The sequence below is a fragment of the Mesorhizobium sp. M1295 genome (genome assembly GCF_040318135.1).
GTDB lineage: Bacteria > Pseudomonadota > Alphaproteobacteria > Rhizobiales > Rhizobiaceae > Mesorhizobium.
Map to the genome: position 1 here is coordinate 1 of NZ_JAMYLU010000038.1, position 20,088 is coordinate 20,088.

Annotated in this window: 15 protein-coding genes and 2 pseudogenes; 3 read left to right on the top strand and 14 right to left on the bottom strand. The window is 58.0% G+C overall.

All coding sequences use genetic code 11. From position 1 onward, the window contains the following. Positions 1-289: IS66 family insertion sequence element accessory protein TnpB (gene tnpB, locus NKH29_RS30585; RefSeq protein WP_353001252.1), on the bottom strand; the 289-nt coding region annotated here is incomplete at its 3' end. Beyond that, positions 286-681, bottom strand: coding sequence for an IS66-like element accessory protein TnpA (tnpA, locus tag NKH29_RS30590; protein WP_353001253.1), 396 nt, complete (start codon positions 679-681; stop codon positions 286-288). The genes tnpA and tnpB, both read right to left, overlap by 4 nt. A gap of 80 nt (positions 682-761) precedes the next feature. On the opposite strand from tnpA, the pseudogene NKH29_RS30595 reads away from it, so the two are divergent. Beyond that, positions 762-1,000, top strand: a pseudogene (locus tag NKH29_RS30595) (IS110 family RNA-guided transposase); the annotation flags it as partial. A gap of 469 nt (positions 1,001-1,469) precedes the next feature. On the opposite strand, the gene NKH29_RS30600 reads toward NKH29_RS30595, so the two are convergent. From NKH29_RS30600 to NKH29_RS30655, 12 genes and pseudogenes are all read right to left on the bottom strand, one after another. Further along, on the bottom strand, positions 1,470-1,604 hold the full coding sequence (locus tag NKH29_RS30600) for a hypothetical protein (RefSeq protein ID WP_353001254.1): 135 nt from the start codon (positions 1,602-1,604) through the stop codon (positions 1,470-1,472). A 306-nt stretch (positions 1,605-1,910) separates the two neighbouring features. Beyond that, on the bottom strand, positions 1,911-2,648 hold the full coding sequence (locus NKH29_RS30605; protein ID WP_353001255.1) for a class I SAM-dependent DNA methyltransferase: 738 nt from the start codon (positions 2,646-2,648) through the stop codon (positions 1,911-1,913). Positions 2,649-2,850: 202 nt separating this feature from the next. Then, complete coding sequence (locus NKH29_RS30610; RefSeq protein WP_353001256.1) at positions 2,851-3,270, bottom strand: SET domain-containing protein-lysine N-methyltransferase; 420 nt, start codon at positions 3,268-3,270, stop codon at positions 2,851-2,853. Between the two features lie 963 nt (positions 3,271-4,233). Then, the gene (locus NKH29_RS30615) at positions 4,234-4,521 is read right to left on the bottom strand and encodes a hypothetical protein (RefSeq protein ID WP_353001257.1); all 288 of its coding nucleotides are present in this window, start codon (positions 4,519-4,521) and stop codon (positions 4,234-4,236) included. A 236-nt stretch (positions 4,522-4,757) separates the two neighbouring features. Next, positions 4,758-5,114: pseudogene (locus NKH29_RS30620) on the bottom strand (transposase); the annotation flags it as partial. 906 nt (positions 5,115-6,020) lie between these two features. Continuing rightward, the gene (locus NKH29_RS30625) at positions 6,021-6,314 is read right to left on the bottom strand and encodes a hypothetical protein (RefSeq protein WP_353001258.1); all 294 of its coding nucleotides are present in this window, start codon (positions 6,312-6,314) and stop codon (positions 6,021-6,023) included. Positions 6,315-6,429: 115 nt separating this feature from the next. After that, positions 6,430-7,902: an aspartate ammonia-lyase gene (locus NKH29_RS30630; RefSeq protein WP_353001259.1), complete on the bottom strand. Its 1,473-nt coding sequence runs from the start codon at positions 7,900-7,902 to the stop codon at positions 6,430-6,432. Between the two features lie 92 nt (positions 7,903-7,994). Then, positions 7,995-10,469: a GcvT family protein gene (locus NKH29_RS30635; RefSeq protein WP_353001260.1), complete on the bottom strand. Its 2,475-nt coding sequence runs from the start codon at positions 10,467-10,469 to the stop codon at positions 7,995-7,997. A gap of 1,039 nt (positions 10,470-11,508) precedes the next feature. Beyond that, the gene (locus NKH29_RS30640; protein WP_353001261.1) at positions 11,509-12,690 is read right to left on the bottom strand and encodes a M24 family metallopeptidase; all 1,182 of its coding nucleotides are present in this window, start codon (positions 12,688-12,690) and stop codon (positions 11,509-11,511) included. A gap of 729 nt (positions 12,691-13,419) precedes the next feature. Continuing rightward, positions 13,420-14,319 (bottom strand): succinate--CoA ligase subunit alpha, encoded by a 900-nt coding sequence (gene sucD / locus NKH29_RS30645; RefSeq protein WP_353001262.1) that lies wholly within the window; start codon positions 14,317-14,319, stop codon positions 13,420-13,422. Positions 14,320-14,330: 11 nt separating this feature from the next. Then, entirely contained in the window at positions 14,331-15,515 is a 1,185-nt protein-coding gene (locus NKH29_RS30650; protein ID WP_353001263.1) for a malate--CoA ligase subunit beta, read from the bottom strand. A 16-nt stretch (positions 15,516-15,531) separates the two neighbouring features. Further along, positions 15,532-16,491 (bottom strand): HpcH/HpaI aldolase/citrate lyase family protein, encoded by a 960-nt coding sequence (locus tag NKH29_RS30655; protein ID WP_353001264.1) that lies wholly within the window; start codon positions 16,489-16,491, stop codon positions 15,532-15,534. A 669-nt stretch (positions 16,492-17,160) separates the two neighbouring features. On the opposite strand from NKH29_RS30655, the gene NKH29_RS30660 reads away from it, so the two are divergent. Continuing rightward, positions 17,161-18,636 (top strand): NAD-dependent succinate-semialdehyde dehydrogenase, encoded by a 1,476-nt coding sequence (locus NKH29_RS30660; RefSeq protein WP_353001265.1) that lies wholly within the window; start codon positions 17,161-17,163, stop codon positions 18,634-18,636. A gap of 12 nt (positions 18,637-18,648) precedes the next feature. Further along, a complete protein-coding gene (locus NKH29_RS30665; protein WP_353001266.1) occupies positions 18,649-20,052 on the top strand; it encodes an aspartate aminotransferase family protein in 1,404 nt (467 codons plus the stop codon). Positions 20,053-20,088: the final 36 nt, after the last annotated feature.

The following is a 20,088-nucleotide window of genomic DNA, read 5'->3' on the forward strand; positions in this document are numbered from 1 at the left end:
ACGCTCCTCCGTGTAGATGCACGTCAACGCCTTCCCACGACGAAATGGCGAAACCTGCAACGTGCTCCCAAACAACGGATGCCAGTGATAGGCAACCGTCGCAAAGCGGAAACCATATGCAGAATGTCGATAATTGCCCCTGCCGCCCGCGGAAACAGAACAGATGACCGCTGTGCGGATCGCGCTTCAAGGTCTCCTGCACCATCAGCGAAAGACCCGGAAAACCTTTCCGCATATCCGTATAGCCAGTGGCGAGCCACACCTTCACACCGCTCGGGACCGGGATCATCGCCGCTCCAGAACATCGAGGATCCGGCCGAGCGCCTCGCTGTCGATATCACTCTCGACCCGCAGGCGGCGGGCGCCGCCAAGCTCGATCGTCACCATGCTGCTCTTCTTGCGCGGCCGGGAGATCGGCGATGGCGTAGCCGGCGGTTGCGGCGCTGGCAGCGCCTCGACGACTTCCACGGGAACGAGCTGCGGCACGGACGGCGCGGAGATCTGGCAGAGTTCCTTGCGCCACCGGAAAAGCTGGCTCACATGGATGCCGGCCGACCGTGCAATCTCCGAAACACTGGCTCCAGGCTCAAACGTCGCCGCGACCAGCCGCTCCTTCTCCTCGCGAGACCAGCGCCGACGCCGCTCGACCGATGTGATCACCTCGATCTGATGCTTCGTCATAGGACTACTCCTAGTGCTTGCACTAGGACTTGCAGCCTTCAGCCTACCTCAGCAAGGCGGCCGTCACCGTGGGGGATACGTACCGCCCGGCGCATGTGAAGACGCTTATGAGCCAGCAGCGGCGGGCACTCTTGACGGCGCAAGAAGAGATCATGGAGCCGCTGCTGGCCGCCCGGCGGGGGCTGCGTGCCGAATTTGCTCGCCTGCACAAAAAAGTGCTCACGATCGCCAAGAATGATGCGACCGCCGGCGCTTGATGACGGTTCCCGGTGTCGGCCCCGTGGTGGCGCTCGCCTATGCCGCGACAAGCGACATTCCATAGCGGTTCATGAGGCGAGTCGCTGAGACACTCGTACCGATTGCAACATGCGATCAAGACGCTTGGTAGATTGTGCCGCCTCATTCTCCTAACCCCATAATGGGAGGGCGAAACGCCGATCCCGTAGAGAAGCAAGGCCCTGCGAAAGACGTCAAAACGCCGGAGAAAAGCTCGATAGCGCTTGACCTCAACACGCCGAATAGAGAAGCGTCTCAGTCGTTAGTCGCGGAACGAATGCAAGCCCAAATAGGTATTGAGGTGTCGTTACCAGCAGCGCGGTCTTCATCGGGTCGACACGAGGCCGCCGGATAGTGGCTTTGAGAGGGATGAGCTTTCCAAGTTTGAAAAAGCGGCAATCGCGAGCTTTCTGACGCTACGGGACAACTGAGACAGCAGAATGAATCGGCCCGCGCCCCGGCGGGGACCGCCTTCTTACGGCTCGGACAGGCGCATTCGAACTTCTGGTGGATCAGGCGATGGCGGTTTCTTCCCGGTTGAACAACTCACCGGGTTTCAGCATCGCATACATGATGACGACCAACTCGCGAGCGACATCGACAACTGCCCGGTTGAAGCCGACGTTCTCGCGCAGCTTCAGCCCCATGTGCAAAAGCTGCTGTCAGACCGACTGCGCATCAAGATCACGAGTGCGGCTGAGAAGCCCCTCACCTAGGATCGCCACGGTGCGACATGTGACCATCATAATCGCCCGCTTGCTAGAGAGTTCTGCATTAGCCAGACGCATAGCCTGCGTTTCTGAAGTAGTGCGCATTTGTGTGGGGTGTAGAGGTCGAGGAGTTGGCCGATGGCGGCCGTGATGGCGTCGGCGGCCCAAAGATTGGGATCGGACCAAAATTGCCGGAGGCTCTAACTAATCGCCGGGGATGAACGTTCAGAGGCAGGTCACCGACTACAAGCTGGTTCGGCGGTAAACTGAGATATGACCTTTGGACTCATTGGTGAACGCACCCCTCGCCCAATCTCCCCAACGCTCCGCTAGCTCCAGCCCGACGCACTCGGCCATGGTATCGAGCTCCTCGTGATAAACGTACCGAACGCGTTGTGGTAAACGTCTGACCGATGTACCAGAAAACCAGAGGATTGTTGAAATCAAGTGCTGGTTTACCGGATCGTGGAGTACCGCATTGACAAATGTATTCTCATGATCAACGAAGGTAGTAGTAGTTTTCTGGCCGCTGACAAAACCATCCAAGGATGGAACACGCACTTCTATTACCACAACCCCCTTCTCTTTTAGCGCCTCCGCAGCCGATCGAAGGCAAGCTATTTGCTCTTCGCGCCTGGAGAGCAGGGTGAATGTGCCATAAACACAATAGACCAGATCGTAGCGTTGCTCTGAGCTGAAATCGGCAATGTCCCCCTTCCAGGCTTTGATCAGATCGGTACGCTTGGCGAGAAGTTTTAACATGCTGTCCGAATTGTCGATGCCTTCGACCTTGACCCCGCGCTCGCTCAACGGCACCGCCACGCGCCCATTGCCAATACCGAGCTCAAGAGCACACCCTCCTCTGGAAAGTCGCTCAAGAAAGCCAGCAGTTTCGTCTGCCTCCGCGACTTTACCTAGTAAGTTGGTAAATTGTTCATATGTAGAAGCCATACTCTCGTCATAGGCAAAAGCGTCATACATGTTCGTTCTCCTGCATTTTTATTTTTTTTAGACGCCTTGTTTAGTAACTCTCATGACTCGCATCTCATTATGTTTTTTGCGATGTGGAAACGCTTTCGCTCACTCTATCTACTGAAGTAATATGGTGATCACGATGACATAACAAAATCAAGGGTTCAAGGCGGGCCGCTAAAAATATCCGCTACATAGCCGCTAATAATATTCACTCAACGAACTTGACAGTTTCAGGATAATCTGAGATGTTATTATATGTCTGCGTTATTTCTTCGTCCACCTTTATGTCCTTAATTGCCACAATGCTGGCCCATGCGCCGGATTCTTCATCAGCCCAAACCGTTTGTGCATTAGGACTCAAAGAGTGGTTCACTAACGAAGCAAGACCAAAAACAACATACCGAGCTATAGGATCAATTTTGATGCTTTTGTCGAAACGAACGAAGTAATACTCAAGTATTCCAGTACGATCTATATGGCTTGCTTCCCGATCATCGAATACCCAAGTTGGAGCGCGCTCGATTAGATCTCCAGCCTTGAACGGGATATTGGCGAATAAACCACGACCTTTTCGGGGCACTTTCTTGACATACAGAGCATTGCTACGATCAAAGACCCTATCGACCATCGTGTCTACCTTCTTAATGCTGAGCTTGGAGCATTTCCATGAGAGGGCGATCGTTAAGCTTCCGGCCGTGATTCACCAGCAATGCTGGCTTTAAAGAAGTCGACGCCGGGTGTTGATCGCAGGCTCACCTACGAGGCTCACTCTTCTCGCCGCAAACGTCCTCCTCCGCGGAGCTACTATTGAGGCCTAGGCCAAATCCAAGTACAGTTTCGCCACTAGGCGTTCCCATCGCCCGTGAGAACGGACACCTCCTTGCGCTAAGGAACACATCGCAAGGAATCGGCAAGGCGCGTCTTCTAAAGGACGACATTCTAGAGTTCCATTTCACAAGTTATTCTCCGAAAGCGAACATAGCTCGTTCTCAAGATCGTCATACCTACCAATACGCGTGGGTAACGTTAACTGCCAACCTCAGCCCTACCGTTTCGTCTCCAACCAACGCTGATGCCGAAGTACGGGAGTACATGACTGCCTGTTTGTCGCCCGACGACGGTTCAAGCGCGCTTGATCGCTGGATCGATACCCTGCTTGCCGAAGCTGGCCGATAAAATCTTGCATCGCGGCCGGAAATGCGGGTCAGGAGCGACCAGAGGCGCCAAACGACCTGGGCTATATGTTGGGCCGCATTTGTCGGTTCACGTATCGTTGCCCAAGGCTTGGACCACGTACTCGAATGGGGGGTGGTCGGCTTGATGCTCGCACCCGAGCCAAACCTTTCCGCGGCGCAGATACTCGGTATCCTCAAGGCGGTCGGAGTGATCTCGCCTGAGCCCTTCGTCGCTGCGGCGCCGCGCCAGCGATCGTCGCGACGGATACGGCCCACAATGACCCTTGGCGCCTGTCGGCCGTTTATCAAGGACATACTGCGAAACAATGAAGTTCTATTGCAGAACATATTTTGAACCGAAATCGATGACGTGCATGTGAAGGCTTTGTGCCCTGGTTCGAACCGCGTGATCCTTGTCAGTTGCGGCAACGACAACCTGCCCCCTTATTGCAAACGTCTGCGACGATGTCGAAGAACTTGAGGTAATCTTGCCGGTCGATGTTCTGCTGGGCAGGCTCATCGAAGACCGTCACATTTGGATGGTTGCTTTTCTGGGAGTTGTCGCGGCTGGCGTGAAGGGCGAGCACGAATGCCGTTATGATGCGGATCCAGTCACTGGCCGAGGTCCCGAAATCGGCCCGAACACGCCGGTCACGGTCGTTTACGACAACTCTCGGCACGAAAGACCCCTCATCGATCACCATGGAGCCGATCTCGAAGGAGTTGAAACCCAGGCGCCCGAGATAATCTCTGAACGTCTTTTGGAACTGCCGCGGGCTGAATGAACCTACGCCGACATCCGGGGGAATACCTGAAAGTGTCAGCCGTTCACGTGACGTTTAAGAGCCTCGGTTCCGGTGTCGTAGCGCGCCTTCAGCCGTTGCTCGTCGAGCCTGAGGGCATTCCGCTGCAGATTGTTCCTGATGTAGTCGAGCCCTAGTCACCCGAATCTAAAGTTTTCGGCACATAGGTTTTGCTTCAGCTGGGTTCGCTGGCAGAACCGCTTGACGGAGGCGAGGATTTCGTCGGCAGATTTGATCCATCGATAGGGCTTGGGGTTTTCTTTGTGCGCCCCGATGAAGGCGGCCATGTCGGCCTCCAGTTCGGCGGTGGAGCGGTGGACACCCCGTTGCAGTTGCTTACGCGTCAGCTCGGCGAACCAGCGTTCCACCTGATTGATCCAGCTGGCCGAGGTCGGCGTGAAATGCACGTGCCAGTGGGGGCGCCGCGCGAGCCAGGCCTTGATCTTGGGCGTCTTGTGAGTGGCGTAATTGTCCATCACCAGATGCATAATGATACGAATTACCGTTCCGAGTGACTAGAAGTTCGGCGATGGTGGACTTCTTGGGATCACGGACCCGATAATAGGGCATGTTCGCCATGATATCCGGCCATCCGCGCTTTTGTTCGATGAAAGTCGCGGCGAATATGTATTCCAGGTGAAGCCGCATTACGCCGTCGTCCTGGGAGATCACTTGAACCTCCGGGAAGCCGATGAATCCACCCCGCAAACACTGCTCAGTTGCAGCGACACATCAATTCCTGCATAATAGTCCATGGTTGTCCCTCGCTTGATGCTTGGTGCCGACACAATCGGACCCCGTTCAACAGCCGCCTTCCTGGCTATGCGAGGAGCGCTGGCCCATTATGGCATCTAGGGCAGCGAGTTCGTCTCTCGCGACCACTACCTATGGGCCCACACCAAAGGCGTCATCCCCGACTTCTCGCGCCCGCGCTGCCGACCCTCAACGCGATCATGGACGTCCTTGGGTGTAGTGACTCAGCAACATCATCAGCGTGCAATGGCCGCCCTTGTCAGCGAATTTGAAGAACCTTCATCACGCCAGAAACAAGATCATCGCAGAGATTTTTTAGAACTTTAACCCAAGGAACGCGCATTCTAGGAGATCGTGGCCCCACGTTTGTTGTTGGTGCCGCTCAGTGAAATTGCCGGGTCGGAAAAGGGGATCTTCTCATGTACATCCTAGAAACGTAGTATGCAGCAGCAGCGCGGTGTCACTAACCAGGGCCAAGCCGGGTGAGACCGGCGACGCTACAGGGTCGCCCTCGATCGCCACGACGCCCGCCGGCGCGCCTTCCAGTACCACCAGCCGCAGCACCGGGATGCCGAGGCGCTCGGCAACTTCGACCGAAGGGCCCTGTTCGTCCTTGCCGACAAGGATCGCCTTGACGCCGATATCGCTCAGATAGAAATCGAGCTCGTCGGCGCGATAGGCCGGATTGAGCGGCGCGGTGGATGCGGCAGCGGCGACCTGACGAAGGCCGTCGCCATTTCTGGGCCATTCGGCAGCACGATGGCGACGCGGTCGCCACGGCCGATGATCAGAGCGTTGAGACGCGCCACGGTATCGCGGATCAGGCGGCGCAGCCCGCCATGCGAGAGAGTTGTCCGGTCGGGCGCGGCGATGGCCGGCGCGTGCTCGGCGCCGGGTGCAAGGCGATGGGCAAGATCGATGGCGTTTTGGCTGTTTGTCATGGTTCCAGACTTTGTTTCGAACGGTCGGCCGATGTCCAGCAAAAGGCCCTCAAGCCGAGCGCCAGGACTTTCCTTGCGCGCGCCACTGCGCAGATATCAAGCCCTCGCCCCGCTGTTACGATGCCAACCGTGACCGCGTTGGCCCAGTCAAACGGTGCGGATCGGCGGTTTGCGCGATTAGGTCCTCCGAAAGGTCCGGCTGCTCGGCCAGGACTTCGCGAATGGTTTTGCCGGAGGCCAAGACCTCCTTCGCAAGTTCCGCCGCCCGCTCGTAGCCGATCGCCGGTGTCAGTGCTGTAGCAACCGCGGTACTGACTTCGAGATGTCTGCGGCAAGTCTCTGCATTGGCTGTAATGCCCACGACGCACTTCGTGCGCAGCACGTCGATGGCATTGGTGAGAAGCTCCAGCGAGTGCAGTATGTTATAGGCAATGACCGGCTCCATCACGTTCAACTGCAGCTGCCCCGCTTCGGAGGCAAGAGTGATCGTGAGATCGTAGCCGATGATCTGGAAGGCGACCTGATTGACCACCTCCGGCACTACAGGATTGACCTTTCCGGGCATGATCGAGGAGCCGGGCTGGAGCGCTGGCAGATTGATTTCGTTCAGGCCGCCGCGAGGGCCGCTGGACAGCAGCCGCAGATCGTTGCAGATCTTCGAGAGTTTTGTGGCCGTCCGCTTCAGCATTCCCGAGAAGAGCACGAAGGCGCCGGTATCCCAGCAGGCTTCGATCAGATTTCCGGCCGAGACGACGGGCAGTCCGGATACTGCGCGCAACTCGGCGACAGCCGCCGCCTGATAGTCGGGATTCGTATTGATGCCGGTGCCAATCGCGGTGCCACCGAGGTTGATTTCATGGAAGAAGCTGGCAATCTCACCGAGACGGGCCACATCTTCGCGTAGTGTCGTCGCGAAAGCCTGAAACTCCTGGCCCAGCGTCATCGGAACGGCGTCCTGCAACTGCGTTCGGCCAAGCTTGATCACGTCCGAAAAGTTTTCCGCCCTGGCCTCCAACTCGCCCGCGAGCTGCTCCAAAGCTCGCTGCAGCGCCCCGCGTGAAAGAAGGATCGCAAGGCGGATCGCTGTAGGATAAACATCGTTTGTCGATTGAGCGAAGTTGACGTCGTTGTTGGGATGCAGCGCGTCGTATCGTCCGCGTGGCAGTCCCATGATTTCCAGGCCGCGGTTGGCGATGACCTCGTTGATGTTCATGTTGGTCGAGGTACCGGCGCCGCCTTGAAACACATCGAGCGGAAAATCGCCAAAATGCCTGCCCGCCGCGATTTCCTCGCACACCTGGCAGATGATATCGGCCTTTTTCCTGTCCAGATCGCCGAGCGCGGCATTGGCGCGCGCCGCTGCCATTTTCACGTAGGCAAGCGCCTTGATGAGGTTCGGGAAATGGCTGATCCGGATACCCGAAATCGGGAAGTTGGCGATGCCCCGCGCCGTCTGAGGACCGTAGTAGGCATAAACCGGAATGCTCACCGGGCCGAGCGGATCTTTCTCAATGCGCTCGATTTGTGGAGCTTTCGTCACGATGATTACCTCGTCATTTCGCTGCCGCAGCCGGCGGAAGTGGGCCATAACGGGTAATGAGCACACAGGGCGCCGAAAGTAGTTCGGAGCTGAGGCGACCGGGATTGGGGGTCCCTTCCGCCTCCACAGGGGCACACAACCTATTGTTTGGCCCGATCTCCATTTGGATCGAAAAACGCCCGAAGCGATGCGTCGGCTTCGTAGAGCTTGCCGGCGATCTCGATTTCCCACCGACCTTTTTCGATCAAGTCCTTCGTGACACCGGCGGAATGGTTTACATATCCCAGTCCGATTGAGGTTCCGATTGTAAAGCTCTTCACTCCAGACGAAATATAACCGACAATCTCTCCGTCGCAGCGGATAAGCTCTTCATGAAAGAGGACCGGTTTGGGATCGCGGAGCTTGAAGGACACCAGCCGCTTCTTGAGCGGCCCAGCGCTTTTCTGAGAGGTCAAAGCCTCTTTCCCGATAAATCCGCCTTCCTTGTTCCAATCAATCGTGAACCCCAGACCCGCCTCAAGCAATGTGTCGACTGGCGTAAGATCGAGTTGGTATTCACGATAAGCGCGCTCGGATCGTAAGTGTTCAAGCGCGTGGTATCCTGCAGCCTTCAGGCCATACGCTTGGCCGGCCTCCCAAACAACGTCGAACACGTGCTGAGCCATCTCGGTGGGAATATGAAGTTCCCAGCCCAATTCTCCGATATAGGTCAGCCTGTTGGCGATGACGCGGGCATAGCCGATATCGATTTCCTGACTGGTCGCGAATGGGAATGCCGAATTTGCCAGGTCCGTGTCGGTAACCTTGGACAGGATCTCGCGTGATTTTGGACCCTGCAACGACAAGACCGCATAAGCCGAGGTGACATCGGTGAGTGTGAGGTTCCATTCATCTGTAATGTGCTTTGTAATCCGGGCTTTGTCCCGCGGATGAACGGTCGCGGACGAGATGATCAGGTATTCACTCTGCGATAGCCGATTGACTGTTATGTCTGTCTCTATGCCGCCTCTTTCGTTGAGCATATGGGTATAAACCAGCTTCCCGACCGGTACATCTACATTGCCAGCGCAAATCCGCTGCAGGAAGCGGCAGGCATCCCGACCCTGAAGCAAATGCTTGCCGAATGAGCTCTGGTCTAACAGGATGGCGTCGTTACGAGCCGCCCTGCACTCCTGGCTGGTGTATTTGAACCAATTCGGCTCGTCATAGGAGTAGAGGTTTTTGGTCGATTCCCCCTCCCCTGCGAACCACATCGGGCGCTCCCAGCCCATGCCTTCACCAAAGCTGGCTCCAAGCCTCGCCCATCGATCGTGAAGCGCGCTTTTGCGAACACCGCGGGACGTCTCGGGCTGGTAAGCCGGCCAGTGCATCTTGTAGTGAAGGCCCAACACTTCGGGCGTGCGATCGTGCAAATATCGTTTGTTGATTTGGAACGGGTGAAACCTAGCAACGTCGACGAAGCTGATATCCATCTGGGGTTCGCCCGCGATAATCCACTCCGCCAGAGCTCGCCCGGCGCCCGCTCCGTACTCAATACCCTCCGAGTTATAGCCAGCTGAAACATATAGATTTTTCAGGCCGGGGACTTCACCGATCATGAACAGAAGGTCGGGCGTGAAACTTTCAGGACCGTTGAAGAACTTGGCAATGCCGGTGTTCGCCAACTCAGGAACGATTTCTATCGCCTTGGTCATTGGCAACTCAAAGTGTTCCCAATCTTCCGGAAGCTCGATGAATGCCGTGTCTTTCGGCAGCTTTTCCATCGCAAGCGGTTTCCCCCACGGCTCGAAGGCGCCGACAAGCAGCTTTCCCGTGTCTTCCTTTAAGTAGATATGGCCGTCCGTATCCCGCAGAACCGGCAAGGTCGGCGTCACAAAATCCATCGCGTCAGTCACGACATAGAAGTGCTCAGCGGCATATAGCGGAATGCGCACACCCAGCTTGGACGCGAGATCTCGCGTCCATAGTCCGCACGCGAGCACGAGCTTTTCAGCTTCAATGACACCCTCGTTGGTGCGGACCTGGTAATAGCCTTCAGGTGTTCGCCAGAGGTCCATGACCTCGGAATTCTCGAAGATCTTCACGCCTTTTTGCTTGGCGCCGATCGCCAAGGCCGTGCATGTATCGACGGGACTGGTTTGACCGTCCCCGGGGATGAAGACTGCACCTTCAATGATTGACGCGTCGATTGCCGGATATATCTTCTTCGCCTCACTGGGCGAAATCATATGGGCCTCAAGCCCAAAACTCTTGGCAATTGAAGCATTGCGTGCGGTTTCGTGTAGGCGCTCTTTGGTTCTGGCGACCCCAAGCGTGCCATTTCGCTTGAATCCGGTAGCTTGTCCGGTTTCGGCCTCCAGAGCGGAGTAGAGTTCTGCATTATACTTTGCGATCTCCGTTAGCGCGTGAGTACCACGCGTCTGCATGATCAAACCCGCAGCATGCCAAGTTGTGCCGGACGTAAGGCTGTTGCGCTCTAAGAGTGCGATGTCCTTCTTACCGTTCTTTGCAAGGTGAAAAGCAACACTCGCTCCCGCGATGCCTCCACCAACTATCAGAATCTCGTGGTGCCGAGTCGGCAGTTCACGAGGACGGAAGGGCGGGTTGGTGATCATATGTATCCTTGTTCGGTTTTCGGAGAAGGCAACGGCAAAGTGTTGCGACAAGTTCAGCCAGCTTGAGCTTCTGTTGCAGCGCTTCAGCGCATTTCCAGCCCCCGTCCAGAGTCAGTCATTTTCCAACAGACTAGGGGGCTACGCTCGCGGAGATCGTGCTAATTGGGGCTGAAAGCGGTGTCGTTCTGCGTATTACTGAACTTCCGCGCAGAATTATTGCGCGGGCGAGGTAGCGCGGCGCTAACGACCCAAATTTGGGCGATTTGCGAACGTTGCGGCGCGCCCGAGGCCAGGTCGGAACCTGCACCGCTCTCCGATGGCGGCTCTTGACCGGACGGCTGGCAATCCCTGGCCGCTTGGCGGATCTCGATAAGAACATCCCTCGAGCATGAGCATGAGCCTCCGACGATCTGAGGCAATCAATGCCTTTACCGCGTCTATGAGTCGGCGGATTATGTGGGTAGTTGCCGACGCGGTCTTGCAGGTTGCGCAATAGCAGAACCATACGATCCGCCTTGGCGTCGACGCGATCTGGCTAACATCAGAGTTGAAGGCCTCGTGCGCACAACGCCATTTAAATCGCGCTGGTCATCTGGCGGATGGAGTAGCTGAGGAAAGAAGCGGTCGAGCAGCCGCCCCGTGAGTGATTTTCTACCAACACCCACCGCGCTCGTCTTCGAGTGGAAGCTTGTCAGGCAATCAAGAAGCCGCTTTGCGCACAAATTCCCGACAGTCCGCGTGGTGAGCGAAACGACTGTCTCCAGCAACAAATGCACACGCTTGCGCTTGCTGGTCAGCTGCGACGAATGGCGCGGCCGGCACTCCGCGCTAGGGTGTCGCACTCCGGTGATTTCTCGATATCCGACCCATAGACCAGCGAAGACACCGCGCGGGGGACCCGCGCCTCCCAGCTGCTCGGGGCCGCACTTCAAGCTCAGCGCTCTGATCACTGGTGAGATGGTGGTCAGGGATTGGGAAGCGAAGCACCTCGGTGACCTTCCCAATCCGGCTGAATAGACAAATGCTAGAAGCTTTTCAGCTAGTCTACGACTATTAGCTCGCGAGCGACATCGGCTAGCCGCTCGCCACCCATTTCGGTAACAACAAACGACTCCGATATTGCGGCTCCGAAGGCAGGAGGCCTGACCCCTGATTGGAAATGGAAGCACATGCCCGCCTGGAGCACCGTCTTTTCGCCTGAACGAATGCTCACCGTGCGCTCACCCCAGTCCGGGGGGAAGTTCATGCCGATTGAGTAGCCGGAACGGCCCTTTTTGACGTATCCGTGGCGGTTCAAGACGTCCAGCCACACGGTATTCAACTCGTCGACGACTACGCCCGGTTTCGCCATTTCGAGGACAGCGTCGCCACCTTCGATGATGGCATTGGCGAGGTGCTGGGCCTCCTTAGGTGGCTTTCCCATGTAGACCGTACGCGTCAGCGGCGCGTGATAATGGCGCCTGGCCGCTCCAATTTCCAGGAGAACCAGCCCCGACTTGGGCAGGGGCTTGTCCGACCATGTGAGGTGTGGAGCGTTCGTCTTCTCGTCAACCTGTATCAATGGACAGAGGCTTGTATAATCGCCGTATTTCCCATCAACGCCTCTTGTCTGATCGGCATAAATCTGAGCGACGATTTCGTATTCAGGAACTCCCGGCTTCAGATTATTTATCGCCTGGCGCATGGTGTGGCTGACAATCCGACCCGCTTCCCTCATGTAGACGAGTTCGGCATCGGATTTGACGAGTCGGGCCCAATTAACGAGGCCGCGGCTGTCAGAGAACTTTGCGTTTGGAAGGCCGTTGACAAGGTGCTGATGCGCGCGCGCTGTATAGAAATGCGCATCGAGCTCAACCGCTATGCGATCAGATCCCCAGCCGCGGGATTTTATGATTTCGCTGACTTCATCGTAGGGATGCAGCTCGACATGATGAAGTCGGTCGTCGGAAAAATTGATGATGTTCTCAGCAGGCAAGTCAGTCGTGGCACGAGCGCCGTTCACGTCAACCAGCCGCCCTATCCAAATCGGCGTGTCCGATTTTAGGTGCAATAGAACCACTTGAGGCGTGTAGAAGGACCAGGCGTCATAGCCGGTCAGCCAGCACATATTTGCGGGGTCTTGGCAGATTAGCAGGTCGAAGCCTGCTTCCTCCATCCGTGCCTTCACGTCACGGACACGCCGTTGATACTCCGCAGACAGGAAGGGTTTCACATAGTCCATTTCGCAGTAGTCCTCTGCACCTAGGTTGGCTGACCGGACCAAGCATTCTTTGATGCCAATCCGTACTGCCAGACAACCTAGCATGCTTCAGAGGCCGCTGCGCGCGGACCACGCCGGTCGGTCGCAGAAAACCTGCGTTTTTGCGCTTTGTGCGCAGCTTAGCTTCCGGTTCTGCGACTCAGCGCCGTTCCGTGTGCGGTGGCTTCTTATTGGCTCCAAGGGCCACAGCGGTGGACATCAGGTGACCAGCTGTCGATCCCGATAGCGGGGCACTTTTGGAGAATGCGGCAGCACGGTCGCTGGCATACCAACTGGATCATCCCCGGACAGCCCAAGGCAACATGAGCATCCAGCCTAGCTAACGTGGTGAATGGCGTCTTCAACTTCGTTGAAGATGGCGGTTGCAATCTCTACGGCAAAGGGCCGTGGGCAACGGCCCGCTGTGGAGGGGCGGGCAGGACACGATCGCCGATGTTTTAGCGGCGCGAGAGCGAGCTACAACGCCATCCGCAATACTACGGCTCGCTGGGGACGCCGCGCAGCTGCACGACCTGCTGGCCGCATTAGCGGCTGTTCGTAGAGTCATTTTAGGACTATTGCGCCACTCGTAACCAGGCTCGTTTGAGTAGGGCACGCCTCGACGCCGATTTGCAAGGATCCGTCTTGAGACACCTTGGCGACCAAGCGGTTCCTTTTACCTGGTCCTCAAATTTGACCTCAGATCTTGCTCTATGCGGCCTTCGTCCGATCGGCCATCACGCCGGCCACGACCCCGCCGAACGAAGCCGGCGTCGGCACGATGATGACGCCGGCTTCCTTCAGTATCTCGACCTTCTCTTGAGCAGACTCGCCGAAGGCGGAGATGATTGCGCCGGCATGGCCCATGCGGCGGCCCTTGGGCGCGGAAAGACCGGCGATGTAGGCTATCAGCGGCTTGTTCATGTTGTCGCGCGCCCAGAGTGCGGCTTCCGCTTCCTGCGAACCTCCGATTTCGCCGATCATCACCACGGCGTCCGTCCCGTCATCGTTTTCGAACAGTTCGAGGATGTCGCGGAAGGACGAGCCGTTGATCGGATCGCCGCCGATGCCGACGCTGGTAGAAACCCCGATACCCATCGCCTTCATCTGCGACGCCGCCTCGTAGCCCAAGGTTCCGGAGCGCCCGACAATGCCGACACGCCCGGGTAGGTAGATCGACCCCGGCATGATGCCCATCAGCGCCTGGCCGGGCGTGATAATGCCGGCACAATTGGGTCCGATCAGCCGCAGCCGGTCCTCGTAGCGGTAGCGGCGCATGTAGCGCTTCACCCGCATCATGTCCTGCGACGGGATGCCGTCGGTAATGCAGACGCAGAATCTGATGCCGGCGTCTGCCGCTTCCATGATCGAATCCGCAGCGAAAGGCGGCGGCACGAAGACGATGCTCGCTTCGGCCCCGGTCTCGCGCACCGCGCCCTTGACGGTGTTGAACACCGGCAGGCTGAGATGTGTCTGGCCGCCCTTGCCGGGTGTGACGCCACCGACCACATTAGTACCGTAACGCTTCATGTCTTCGGCGTGAAAACTGCCGATCTTGCCGGTAAATCCCTGCACGATTGCGCGGGTGTCCCGGTTAAGCAGAATTGCCATTCTTCGTCCCCTCAGCCTGCTTTTTTCATCGTGGCGGACCGCCAGGCGGCGACGGCTTTTTCGGCGGCTTCGGCCAGTGTGTCGGCCACGATCACCGCCTCGCCGGAATCGGCCAGGATACGGCGCCCTTCCTCGACCTTGGTGCCGGCCAACCGCACCACCAACGGGACGTTGACGCCGACTTCGCGGATTGCCTTGACAACACCCTCGGCGACCCAGTCGCAGCGGTTGATGCCGGCGAAGATGTTGACGAGGATGGTCTTGACATTCTTGTCACCAAGGACGGCGCGGAACGATTTCGCAACCCGCTCGGGCGAGGCGCCGCCGCCGATGTCGAGGAAGTTTGCCGGCTCGCCGCCGGCGATCTTGATCATGTCCATCGTCGCCATGGCGAGGCCGGCGCCATTGATGATGCAGCCAATATCGCCGTCGAGTCCGACATAGGACAGGCCACGGTCGCTGGCAAAGGTTTCGCGCGGATCCTCCTGCGACTTGTCGCGTAATTCGGAGATTTCGGGGCGACGAAACAGCGCGTTTTCATCGAACGACATCTTGGCGTCCACCGCCACCAGATTACCGTCACGCGTGACGACCAGTGGATTGATTTCGAGCATCGAGGCGTCGTAGTCGCGAAACACGCGATAGCAACCAAGTAGCGTTTCGGTCGCCTTGCCGATCAGGTTGTTCTCGAGACCAAGCCCGAAGGCGATCTCGCGCGCCTGATACTGCTGCATCCCCGCGCCGGGGTCCACGGTCGCGCGAATGATTGAATCTGGCTGCTTTTCGGCGATCTCTTCGATCTCCATGCCGCCGGACGCAGACGCGACGATCATCACCCGCTCGGCTTTACGGTCGAGAACAAAGGCGAGATAGATTTCCTGGCGAATGTCGACGGTCTCTTCGACATAGATCCGCGACACCAGCTTGCCGCGCGGCCTCGTCTGATGCGTCACCAGCTTCCTGCCCAGCATCGCCTCGGCGGCATCGGACACTTCCTGGTCGGACGTGCAGATGCGGATGCCACCGGCCTTGCCGCGCGCGCCGGAATGGATCTGCGCCTTGACCACCCATTTGCCGCCACCGATCTCGCTGGCACGGTACGTCGCCTGCTCCGGACTATAGGCCAGACCGCCGCGCGGCACGTACACGCCGTGACGGGCGAGCAGTTCCTTGGCCTGGTATTCGTGAATGTCCATCTTTCCTCCCGAAAACTCAGTGCGTCGTCTGCGCCCGGCCGGCGCGCTCGATCGCCTCGTTGACCGTCAGCACGTTGCGCGCCATGCGTTCCGAAGCCGCATCGATCATCTTGCCATCGAGCGCCGCGGCTCCCTTTCCGAGCGCCTCCGCTTCCTTGAGCACCTCCAGGATGCGGCGGGCTCGCGTGACCTCCTTCTCAGGCGGCGAGAACACGTCGTTGGCCAAAGCGATCTGCGAAGGGTGGATCGCCCATTTGCCTTCGATGCCGAGGGCCGCGGCGCGCTTGGCGGCGGCCATGTAGCCTTCGGGATCGGAGAAATCGCCGAACGGTCCGTCGATGGCGCGCAGGCCATAGGCGCGGCAGGCGACGGTCATGCGCGACAAGGCAAAATGCCACTGGTCGCCGGGATAGTCGGGACTGAAGCCGCCGATGTTGACAGTGCGTGCCTTGTTGCTGGCCGCATAGTCGGCGACGCCGAAATGCATGGCTTCCAGCCGGCCTGGCGTGGCGGCGATCGTCTCGACATTGGCCATGCCGAGCGCCGTCTCGATCAGCGCTTCAAGACCGACACGGGTCTTGAAACCCTTGGCCATCTCGATCTGGTTGATCATGGCCTCGACCATATAGAGGTCGGCCGGCACGCCCACCTTCGGCACCAGGACGGTGTCCACCCGATTGCCGGCCTGTTCCATCACGTCGACAACGTCGCGATACATATAATGGGTGTCGAGGCCGTTGATGCGCACCGAGACGGCCTTGCCCTTCGCGCGCCAGTCGATGTCGTTCAGCGCCTGGATGATGTTCTTGCGGGCGCGCTCCTTGTCGGGTGGGGCGACCGCGTCCTCGATGTCGAGGAAGACGAAGTCGGCGGCGCTGTTCGCCGCCTTGTCGATCATTTCTGGGCTAGAACCCGGAACTGCCAGTTCGCTGCGCTGGAGCCTCAGCTTTTTGAGGTGGTTGATGGTGTGGCTCATGTTGCGTCTCCCCTGCACCGGGCTGTTTGACTAGCCAGACATTTGTCCAGTCCGCTTGTGTTCCTTCACGGTAGCACGCCTTAGACGTTGGGCTTGTGCCGCCAACGAGGAAATGCCGCACAACATCTGCGTTTTTTGCGCGGTCGCGCAGCTAATCCTCTTCCATAGTTCTTTGGTCGCTTATCGGGCGGGCGACGGCCCGCTCGGAACGACCCGCGTGGATACATCCTTGGCAAAAGGATTTTGGACTGGTGAGAGGGTGGGTGGACGAATTAGATCTCCACGGCGACGATGGCTAAGCAGGAGATCTCTCGCATAAGGTCACCCAATGCTGTTTCAGTCGAGACGCTCGTCGATTATCAAAGCCTCAGGACAACTATGCCCCGTGTACGGTGCAACCAAGTGCCGGCACATCTCCGCAAGAGGCACCGCTATAGGCCTGGCCGACACCTACCAGCTACGACCGTCACGTCGTAGGCCACGCGTAGATGGCAGAAATGTCCTCTTTCCTTAATGCGGCTCCCCAAAAGCAGACCGAGATCAGACGGAAAAACTCAGCAGAACGTCGTTATTCGCAGGAGAACGCCTTTACGGCCGTACATCGCGCTGCCAATCGCCGCCGTTGCGGGGTTAGTTTGACGAAAATGAACAGTCGATTTGGGGTTACGAATGAAAGGTTCAGCAACCACATTAAAGGGGCTTCAGCGGCCGGACCTTCTGCAAAAGTGCGCTTATGTGAATGGCGCCTGGCTTTCCAAGGCTGAAACAATCTCTGTGGCTGACCCGGCTACTGGCGAGGAACTGGCTCAGGTGGCAGCCTGTGAGATTTCCGACGTGGACACTGCAGTCAACGTCGCGAGAAGCGCATTTCAAAGATGGCGCGATGTTCTTCCTTCGATACGGGGCGAATACCTGCGGAAATGGGCCGCAGGAATGCGCGAGAATGCGGAAGATCTTGCCGCTATCATGACCGCCGAGCAAGGCAAACCGTTAGCCGAGGCGCGCGGTGAGATTTCATATGCCGCTAGCTTTCTTGACTGGTTTGCAGCGGAGGGCGAGCGGGCCTATGGCGAGACCATCCCAAGCCATCTTACCGGCAGCCGACTCTCTGTGCAGGTCCAGCCGGTCGGAGTAACGGTCGCCATAACCCCTTGGAACTTTCCCTCGGCGATGATCACCAGGAAAGCAGGAGCCGCGCTGGCTGCCGGCTGCACCATGATTGTCAAGCCCGCCCCCGAAACGCCCTTGTCAGCTCTGGCGCTTGCCCGTCTTGCCGAGGACGCAGGAGTTCCCGCCGGCGTGTTTCAAGTGATCACGGGAGACGCTGCCCCGCTCGCAAAACGGCTGTTGGATCATAGCGATGTGCGGGCATTCTCCTTCACGGGCTCGACCGAGGTCGGTCGGATCCTGCTCGAGCAATCCGCAAAGACCCTGAAGAAGGCTTCACTTGAGCTCGGCGGCAATGCTCCTTTTATCATTTTCGATGACGCACCGTTGGAGACTGCCGTGGCTGGATGCATGGCAGCCAAATTCGCAACATCCGGTCAGGACTGCCTGGCAGCGAATAGGATCTATGTCCAGCGGGGAAGCTATCAACGGTTTGTGGAGGAATTCGCGAAGGCCACCAGTAAACTGAAAGTCGGGCACGGATTCGAGCCCGGTGTCGACATTGGCCCGATGACCAAACCCTCTGTCGCGGAAAAGTGCAGGCGACAGGTTTCCGAAGCTCTTTGTGCCGGAGCCAGCATCGTTGTTGGCGGACAGGACAGTCCGCTCGGCGGCAATTTTGTGACCCCGACTGTTCTCGCCGACGTCACTGACGACATGCTGATCGCCAAGGAAGAGACCTTTGGGCCGGTGGCTGCAATCCTTCCGTTCGATAAAGAGGCGGAAGTGCTTGCGCGGGCCAACAACTCAGAAATGGGCCTTGCGGCTTACGTTTACACAAGAGATCTGAACCGCGCCATGCGGCTGACCGACCAGTTGGAGTACGGCATGGTCGCCGTCAACACCCCGAAATTTACCGGCGCGCCCATACCTTTCGGCGGATGGAAGCAATCCGGCCTCGGCCGGGAGGGCTCAAGACATGGTCTCGCCGAATATCTCGAACCCAAATACGTGTGCATCGGCAACATCTTAGACTGAAAGGAAAACCCTATGACTATCAACATCAAGGATATCAGCGAAAAAGATAGAAACGCTGTCCTGCATCCATTCACGCACCTCAAGGATTTCGCTACCGGCAAGCTCGGCGAGCCGACGATCGTCGAGACAGGGAAGGGAATCCGCATTCAGGACGCGCATGGCAACCAATTTATCGACGGTTTTGCCGGCCTCTACTGCGTCAATGTCGGCTATGGCCGCACTGAGGTGGCTGAAGCGATCTCGCGTCAGGCTTATCGCCTAGCGTATTACCACTCCTATGCGGCGCACACGACCGATGAGCTTGCCATCCTCTCTGATCGCCTCGTGAAGATGGCGCCTGGGAAGATGAGCAAGGTGTTCTACGGCATGTCCGGCTCGGATGCGAACGAAACCCAGGCCAAGCTTGTCTGGTATTACAACAATCTGCGTGGCAAGCCGAACAAGAAGAAGATCATCTCGCGTGAACGCGGCTATCACGGGTGCAGTGTCGTGTCCGGCTCGATGACGGGGATGAGCTTCTATCATGACAATATGGATCTGCCGCTCCCGCAGATCGTTCACACCGGTGTTCCGCATCACTATTGGGGCGCGACCCCGGGCGAGACCGAACGCGAATTCTCCGCACGCCGCGCCGTCGAGCTTGACCAACTGATCGAGCGCCTGGGCCCAGACAACGTTGGCGCCTTCATTGGCGAGCCCGTGCTGGGGACCGGTGGCATTATGCCTCCGCCGGAAGGCTACTGGGAAGCTATACAGACGGTCCTCAAAAAGCATGATGTGCTTCTGATTGCCGACGAAGTAATCACCGGGTTCGGCCGAACCGGTTCCATGTTCGGCTCGCAGCACTATGGCATCGAGCCAGACCTCATCACGATCGCAAAAGGTCTGACTTCGGCCTATTTCCCACTTTCCGCGGCAATTGTCGGTGAAAAGGTCTACGCGGTCCTGGAGGACGGGGCGGATAAGGTCGGCGCATTCTCGCACGGTTACACCTATTCAGGTCATCCGATCGGGGCTGCCGCGGCCAACGCTGTGCTGGATATCGTCGAGAAAGAAGATCTTCCGGGGAACGCCCATGACGTCGGCGCCTTTTTCCAAGCGCAGCTAAAGGAGAAATTCTCCCAGTTGCCGATCGTCGGCGAAGTGCGCGGCGTCGGCCTTATGGCCGCAATCGAGTTCGTAGCCGATCGAGACAACAGGAAGCGTTTCGATCCGACACTCAAGATCGGCGCGCGAATCTCCAAGGCAGCGCGTGAACGCGGTCTGATCGCTCGCGCCATGCCGCATGGTGACATTCTCGGCTTCGCTCCTCCCTTGGTGACAACCAAGGCTGAAGTCGAAGAAATCGTTGGCATCGCCGAAAGTGCAGTTCGCTTCGTTATGGATGAGCTCACGCGAGACGGGCTTAACATTTGAGGCGCACGGCAGCCGAACTTGCGGTGTCAGGACGCC